8 protein-coding genes and 1 pseudogene are annotated in these 7,271 nt (G+C 65.0%); 1 reads left to right on the forward strand and 8 read right to left on the reverse strand.

Annotated features, from left to right (window positions below):
• The first annotated feature begins 58 nt into the window (after positions 1 to 58).
• Positions 59 to 595: a LysR family substrate-binding domain-containing protein gene (locus KHC27_RS20825; protein WP_343210953.1), complete on the forward strand. Its 537-nt coding sequence runs from the start codon at positions 59 to 61 to the stop codon at positions 593 to 595.
• A 105-nt stretch (positions 596 to 700) separates the two neighbouring features.
• On the opposite strand, the gene KHC27_RS20830 is transcribed toward KHC27_RS20825, so the two are convergent.
• The 8 genes and pseudogenes from KHC27_RS20830 to KHC27_RS20865 all read right to left on the reverse strand — a co-directional run.
• Positions 701 to 946, reverse strand: coding sequence for a DUF2274 domain-containing protein (locus KHC27_RS20830; protein WP_213341880.1), 246 nt, complete (start codon positions 944 to 946; stop codon positions 701 to 703).
• A gap of 1 nt (position 947) precedes the next feature.
• Entirely contained in the window at positions 948 to 2,207 is a 1,260-nt protein-coding gene (locus tag KHC27_RS20835) for a TraB/TrbI/VirB10 family type IV secretion system protein (protein ID WP_213341882.1), read from the reverse strand.
• Positions 2,204 to 3,232, reverse strand: coding sequence for a P-type conjugative transfer protein TrbG (gene trbG / locus KHC27_RS20840; RefSeq protein ID WP_213341884.1), 1,029 nt, complete (start codon positions 3,230 to 3,232; stop codon positions 2,204 to 2,206). The genes KHC27_RS20835 and trbG overlap by 4 nt, the downstream gene beginning before the upstream one ends.
• On the reverse strand, positions 3,232 to 3,912 hold the full coding sequence (trbF, locus tag KHC27_RS20845) for a conjugal transfer protein TrbF (protein WP_213341886.1): 681 nt from the start codon (positions 3,910 to 3,912) through the stop codon (positions 3,232 to 3,234). Before trbF ends, trbG begins: the two co-directional genes overlap by 1 nt.
• 2 nt (positions 3,913 to 3,914) lie before the next feature.
• Positions 3,915 to 5,279 (reverse strand): P-type conjugative transfer protein TrbL, encoded by a 1,365-nt coding sequence (gene trbL / locus KHC27_RS20850; RefSeq protein WP_213341888.1) that lies wholly within the window; start codon positions 5,277 to 5,279, stop codon positions 3,915 to 3,917.
• A gap of 1 nt (position 5,280) precedes the next feature.
• Positions 5,281 to 5,679, reverse strand: coding sequence for a putative entry exclusion protein TrbK-alt (trbK-alt, locus tag KHC27_RS20855; RefSeq protein ID WP_213341890.1), 399 nt, complete (start codon positions 5,677 to 5,679; stop codon positions 5,281 to 5,283).
• 9 nt (positions 5,680 to 5,688) lie between these two features.
• Entirely contained in the window at positions 5,689 to 6,456 is a 768-nt protein-coding gene (trbJ, locus tag KHC27_RS20860) for a P-type conjugative transfer protein TrbJ (RefSeq protein WP_213341892.1), read from the reverse strand.
• A pseudogene (locus KHC27_RS20865) lies at positions 6,453 to 7,232 on the reverse strand (TraG/VirB4 family ATPase); the annotation flags it as partial. The pseudogene KHC27_RS20865 and the gene trbJ, both read right to left, overlap by 4 nt.
• Positions 7,233 to 7,271: the final 39 nt, after the last annotated feature.

Genomic DNA, 7,271 nt, shown 5'->3' on the forward strand with positions numbered 1-7,271 from the left:
AGACTGCGCTTTCACGCCCAACCTATGAAGGTGCCGCCGGGACGACGCTTACGATTGGATCGACGGCGATCCGGTCGAGCATGTGGCTTTGGTCCGCCAATTGGAACTCGACCTGGCCATCGTCATGGGGGCAACCGAGTGGCAGGGCTGCGATACCAAACATCTTTGGTCGGAGCAGCTATTCGTAGCTCTATGGAACGATCACCCAAAATCCCGCCATCGGAAACTGAGTTGGCCTGACATCGTATCCGAAATATTTATCATTGGGGAAGCCGCCCAGGGGCGCGAGTTTCTCGATCGTCTGAGAGAACGACTGAAGACGTTTGCGGAAGTGCCGATGATCGACACTCAGAATGTTGGGTCGGACAACCTTCTTTCACTGGTCGCTCTGGGGCATGGCCTTACCTTGGTGAACGAAACCAGGGCGGTTTTTCCCTTCCCCGGGGTGGTGTTTCGCCCTGTCCAGGACGAGACCATACCGTTCAGCGCGGTCTGGTCGCCGAGCAATGATAATCCAGCGCTTCGACGTCTTATCAGCATGGCGAAATTCCTGTCTCGGAACGTCGCCGCTCCTGCAAAGACGAGCGAAAGCTGACAGATGCAAAGACCAGCCCGCATTAATGGATAGCGACCTCCGCCACGATCGCGCTGAGGGCAAAGCGCACAGGATGACGACTTCCGATCGAAGCGATCGGGGTCATTAATCTGTCTTTTCGGGGCTCGTCAGGTCGGCGGCCCGTCGCGCTTTGGCAAAACCGCGATCGGTGGCGACGAAGCGCTCCAGCATGGGGACGATCAGGCGGACGGGATCGGTGGCCGGTTGTCCCGCTTCACGGCCGAGGATGTCGGCATAGGCCGTCAGATCACGGTGCAAACTGGCGGGCAATTCCAGTGTGACCTTGATGGGTTTATCGTCGGCGATCGGGCCGAGTTTCAGCTTTGCCATGTCAGCCTCCGTAGGGTTCGAGTACCAAGTCTCGCGTAACAATCACGCGGACCGGAAAGCCGGGCCGGATGGTGAGGGTCGGTGCGATGTCGAGCTGGCGTCCAACGACCTGCCGTCCGATCTGGCTGACGCTGTCGGACGCCCCTTGACGCAGCGCACGGGCGATCTCGCTCTCGTCGCTCGAAGATCCCATCTGGCTGCCGATCGACAGCAGTGTGGAGAGTGCTGCGGCCTTGAACAGCTCGCCCCAATGGTAATCGACACCATCCTGAAGCCCGGCATAGCCCTCAGTGTCCGCACCCGGCTGGCGTTCGAGCACGATCGAACGGCCGTTGGGGAAGATCAGCCGGTTCCAGACGAGCAGGATGCGCTTCTGGCCGAAACCGACGCCATTATCGTATTGGCCAATCACACGGGTGCCCTGGGGGATGAGCAGGATCTTGCCTGTGGGACTGTCGTAGATATTCTCCGTCACCTGGGCGGTGATCTGGCCGGGCAGATCGGAGCGGATGCCGGTGATGAGGGCTGCGGCAATCACCGCGCCGGCCTGAAGCACGTTGGCCGATGCTGGAGCAGCGACCCGATCCGGCGAGACGGTGCGCCTGTCGGGCGTGGCGTCGAGAAACGCCTGCTGGCGCTGTTGAGCAGAAGGTGTCGCCGGCTGCGGTGCCAAGCCGAGGCTGGCGAGGTCGGTCGGTGGCATAGCGGTCACGGTCGGCGACATGGCCGTGCCGTTGTTCGCGGCCCGCGTCTCGGTCGAGGCGAACAGCTTGGCGAGCCGCGCCGCCTCCAGTTCCTGCGCGCGGCGCTGTTCCTCCTGGCTGGGGCCGGACGGCATAGGCGTGGCGATCCCTGGCGTCGGAACCGGTTGACCGCCGTTCTGTGCGTTGAGGATCGGACGGCCGAGATCGCCGGGCAGCGGCGGGCCGAGCTTTGGCACGCCCGTATAATCCTTCGGCAGACCGTTGAGGCCATCGGGCGTCGAGCGGTTGTCGGTCGAATAGAGTTCCTGACCCTGGCCGCCGTTGCGGGTTTGGAGCGCGTAATAGAGCGCGCCGCTGATCGCGAGGCTGCCGGCCGCGCCGAGACCGATCAGCACCTTACGCGACAGGCGCGTGACGCGCGGCGGTTCGGGCCGCAGCCGCATCGGCGCGACCGGCTCTCCGGTCAACGGGCGGCTATCATCCTCTGACGGCTCGACTGGATGCGGAGCGCCCGGCTGCACACCCTCCTTATCGGGATCAATCGGGTCGCCGCTCATGACGCGGGCCTCCCATCGGTGCGGGAGATGCGGGCGCGCTTCTGGTTCTTGTCCGCCCCGAAGCGCAGTTCGGCGGCGGCGAACAGCCGATCGACGATCATGTAGTTGCCGCGTACGCGGTAGTTCACCAGTTCGGAGGTCGCGCCCTCCGGGCCGACGACGAAGAGCGGCGGCATCTCGCCCTGGCCGATGCCGCGCGGGAATTCGATGAACACCTGCCGCCCGTCGTCGAAGGCACGGAGCGGTCGCCACGGCGCATGATCGCCGGAGACCTCGTAGCGGAAGTTGACCTTGGACAGATCGACACCGCTGGCGACGGGTTGCGCGGCCTCCGCTTGGCTGTTTTGCCGCCGTAGCGCGATGAGCTGGTCCTGCGGATATTGCCAGGACACCGAGGCCATATAGGTCTTCTCGGTGGAGCGCAGTTCCATGTGATAGGTGCGCCGGTCGGTGTTGATGACGAGGTTGGTCATCAGCTCGGGTCGGGTCGGCTTCACGAGGATATGGACCTGCTTGCCCACGCCCGTGCCGCTCTCGGTGTCGCCAATGATCCAGCGCACGGTGTCGCCGGCGGCGACGGGACCGGAGCCGACGAGCTGTTCTCCGGGCTGGAGCGAAATATCGGTGATCTGCCCCGGCGAGGCATAGACCTGATAGAGAGCGCCATCGACGAAGGGATAGACCTGCATCGAGTTGATGAAGCCGTTGCGGATGGGCTGCATCCGGGCGGCGGCATTGGCCTCGTTCACGCGCGCGGCAGGGTCCGGCAGCTCGGGCGTCGGCTTTCCGTCCTTGCCGACCGGCTTCAACTGGCCAGGAAGCGGCAACGGCTTGGGCAGTTCGACCACCTGCACGGGCTTGGGCGGATCAGCGGCGATGACGGCGGGTGCGGCATCGTCATAGGAAATCTCCGGCGGCGGGGTGTGACCCGCGCAGCCCGCGAGCGCCGATGCGGAAATCAGTAAAGCCGCGATGGAGGCAGCGCGCGGAGCCGGCCTCCCGGCGGTGCGGAAGGTCGGTGTCATTATCCAAGCTCCTTCGACCAGTTGATGGCGTTGATGTAGATTCCGAGTGGGTTCTTCCGCAGCGTGTCGGCGTCGCGCGGCGGCTGCACGGCCACGGTGAGGATGGCCGACCAGCGTTCGGTCGAGGCGAGCGATCCGTCCTGATAGCGGCGCTCGATCCAGGCGATGCGGAAGCTCGACGGCGAAGCGCGGATCACGCTCGACACCTCGATCGCGACCTGCTGCCTGCCGACCTTGGCGAAGGGATCGTTGGCGCGGGCATAGTCGTTGAGCGCCAGCGCACCGGCCTGTGTCGTGAAATCATAGGCGCGCAGCCAGTTCTGCCGCACGATGATGGCGTCGGCCGGGATGCTTCTGACCTGCTCGATGAAGCGCGCGAGATAGAACGCGATCTGCGCATCGTTTGGCTGATAGTCGGCGGTCGCGGGGGCGACGGCCTGCGCCTGACCGAGCTTGTCCACCTGCACCACCCACGGCACAATCGAGCCGCTCAACGACTGCCAGACGAGCGCGCCGGAAAGACCGGCAGAGAGTGCCAATGAACCGAAGGCCATCAACCGCCAGTTCTTCGCCTGGACGCGGGCGGACCCGATGCGGTCATCCCAGACCTGCGCGGCGCGCTGGTATGGTGTCTCGGGTTGCGGGGATTTGCCGTAATGCGCGGCGGGTCGCTTGAACATGGTCAGTCACTTTCGGAGAGGTTGACGGAGGAGCCGCCGCCATGGCTGTCGCCAGATTTGACGGCATGGGCGGCGGCCTGGACGCCGTGAGATAGTTTCTGGGAACGCTGCATCCGCTTGGCCCAGGCGGGAGGACTGCCGGCAGCGGATGCGGACGTTGCGTCAGGGGCTGAGGCGGCTTCGGCCTCGCCGCCGATGGTCCCGGCGGTGGACGATCCGCCCGTCACCTCGAAGGCGGAACGCGCGCCGGACTGGTAGCTCTGCTTGAGGCTGTCCGCAGCGCGACCGGTCGCCTTCTTCAGCGGCGAGACGGCGGCCTGCGCGCCCGTGCTGGCGACATTGCCGAGACCGGACGCCGCGGCGGACGCGCCGGACTGGCCTGCCGCGCCAAGGCTGTAGGCGGTCGATGCGCCACCGGCGAGCGCGGCCCCGCCACGGGCCGCTGCGGCAGCACCTCTGGCAAGGGCGGCACCGCCCGAGGCCACCGCACCAATCGCTGCACCACCCGCAGCGGCCATGCCGCCCGCAGCAAGCCCGGTTCCGATGGCAGCACCGGCACCGAGCTGCGGGCCGCCAGAGACGAGACCGTTGGCGATGCCGGGACCAAAGATGCCGAGACCGAGAAGCGAAAGGGCCGCCAGCACGATCGCCATCGCATCATCGATGGTCGGCGTCGCGCCGTTGAAGCCTTGGGTGAACTCGGAGAACAGCGTCGAGCCGATGCCGATGATGACAGCGAGCACCAGCACCTTGATGCCCGACGAGATGACATTGCCAAGCACCCGTTCGGCCATGAAGGCGGACTTGCCGAACAGCCCGAACGGGATCAGCACGAAACCGGCGAGCGTCGTCAGCTTGAACTCGATGAGCGTCACGAAGAGCTGGATGGCGAGGACGAAAAAGGCCAGAAGCACCAGCGCCCAGGCGAACAACATGCAGGCGATCTGGATGAAGTTCTCGAAGAAGGACCAATAGCCCATCATGTTCGAGATGGAGTCGAGCAGCGGATGGCCGGCATCGAGGCCGGTCTGCGCCACCTTGCCGGGGCGTAAGAGGTCGGTGACGGAAAAGCCCGTGCCGGACGCCTTCAGGCCGAGACCGGCAAAACTCTCGAAGACGATGCGGGCGAGATTGTTCCAGTTACCGATGATATAGGCGAAGACGCCGACGAACAGCGTCTTCTTGACGAGCCGCGCAATGATGTCCTCGTCGGCACCCATCGACCAGAACAGCGCGGCCAGCGTCACGTCGATGACGATGAGCGTGGTGGCTATGAAGGCCACCTCGGGACGCAGCAGCCCGAAGCCGCCATCGATGTAGCGGGTGAAGACTTCGAGGAAATGGTCGATGACGCTGGTGCCCTGCATGTCAGCGCACCCCCGGTTCAGGCGATACCGGCGACGTTGCGGGTTCGGATTGGAGAGCAGGCGTGGCTGGATCAGCGGAGGTCGGTGCGCTGGGGAACAGCGTCGTAGGCGCGGCAGATGCCGCTGGCGGGGATGCGGTGGCCGGCGCTGTCTGGCCGAGGAAGCGGCGGCGGGCTTCACCCCACGCCTTCAGGCAGGACGGATCGCGCCCGCCCGCTTCACCGATGCTGCTGCAACGCGCGAGCTCCGCATCAAGCGGATTGCGCATCGATGACGGACGCGCGATCGTCGGCGCATTGTCCGGGCCATCGGGCTTGCGGTTCATCTCGATCGCGGTCGCCACGATGGCAACCGCGACGAACACGACAGCGCCGATGCGCGCGAGAGTCTTGCCGTCCATCGCGCGCCCTCAATTGCCGCTGTTCGGGAACATCCGGGCATTGCCGGGCTGGTAGCCCGCGCCCGGCGTCAGGAAGCGGCGGCGCTGTTCGCGGCCCTGTTCGGCGGCAGCGGCCTGTTCCGCCGATTGCAGCGCCTGCGCCCTGCCATTGGCCGCGACGACGGCCGTGAGGTCGGCGAGCTGCTGGGCCTGAAGCGCCAGAAGCTGGTTGCCGGCCTGCGTCGCCTGAAGCGCGCCGGTCGCACCCTGGCTCGCCCCGACCAGCCGCGACATCTCCGTGCGGTTGGTGTCGATATTGCCGACGACGGTGGCCTGCACCTTCATCGCGTCCTGCAGACCACCGACCGTATTCTGCCAACGCGAGCGGGCATCCTGCACGAGTTGCTTGTCCGAGGCCGACAGCGAGACGTTGGCGTATTTGCTCTGAAAGACTTGATCGATCTGCTTCACGTCATAGGCGATGTTCTGCGCCTGTTGCAGAAGCTGTTGCGTCTTCTGGACCGACTGCTGGATCTGCTGGAGCGAAGAAATCGGCAGGCTCGCCAGATTGCGCGCTTGATTGATGAGCATCTGCGCTTCGTTCTGAAGCGAGGTGATCTGCTGGTTGATCTGTTGAAGCGCGCGGGCGGCCTGAAGCACGTTCTGCGCATAGTTCGAGGGATCGAACACGATGATGGCGTAAGCCGGGGTCGTGACGATCGGCGATAGGGCGAACGGCACAGAAAGCATCGACACGGCGACAAGGGCGACGCGCGAACGGATGCGGATACGGATCATGGCTGAATCTCCGGGAGTTGCGGGGACGGAATGCTGGATTGCGGCATGACGTTGGTGAGATCCCCGATCATGTCGGCTGCCCAGGCGAGTCTGTTTTCCGTGAGCCATTCGGCGAGGAACCCGTCGGTGCCCGCGCGGGCATGGACGTCGGCGATGAGCTGTTGATGCTGGCGTGAGGAGGCTGCGCAGAGCGCCAGCGCCACCTCGGAAAGGCCCAGCTCAAAGAGCCGGTTGCCACGCGGCGACTGGCAGTAATAGTCGCGCTTGGGCATCGCCCGCGCGAGGATCTCGATTTGGCGGTCGTTGAGACCGAAACGGCGATAGATGGCGGTGATCTGTGGCTCGATCGCCCGTTCGTTCGGCAGCAGAAGCCGGGTCTGGCAGCTTTCGATGATCGCCGGCGCTATGGCGCTGCCGTCGATGTCGGACAGCGACTGCGTGGCGAAGATGACGCTGGCGTTCTTCTTGCGCAGCGTTTTCAGCCATTCACGGAGCTGCCCAGCAAACCCCTCGTCGTCGAGCGTCAGCCAGCCTTCATCGATGATGATGAGCGTCGGCGAACCGTCGAGGCGGTCCTCGATCCGGTGGAAGAGATAGGCCAGTACGGCGGGCGCGGCGTCGGTGCCGATCAGCCCCTCAGTCTCGAACGCCTGAACCGTCGCCGTGCCCAGATGCTCGTTCTCGGCATCGAGCAACCGCCCCCACGCCCCACCGATGCAATAGGGTCGCAACGCCTGTTTGAGATCGTTCGACTGCAAGAGTGCAGATTCCGACGTTCATCCGGCCGGGTTTCCAATCGTCATCCGGCCAGCATT

Origin of the sequence: Ancylobacter lacus, assembly GCF_018390635.1 — a bacterium.
Lineage (GTDB): Bacteria > Pseudomonadota > Alphaproteobacteria > Rhizobiales > Xanthobacteraceae > Ancylobacter > Ancylobacter lacus.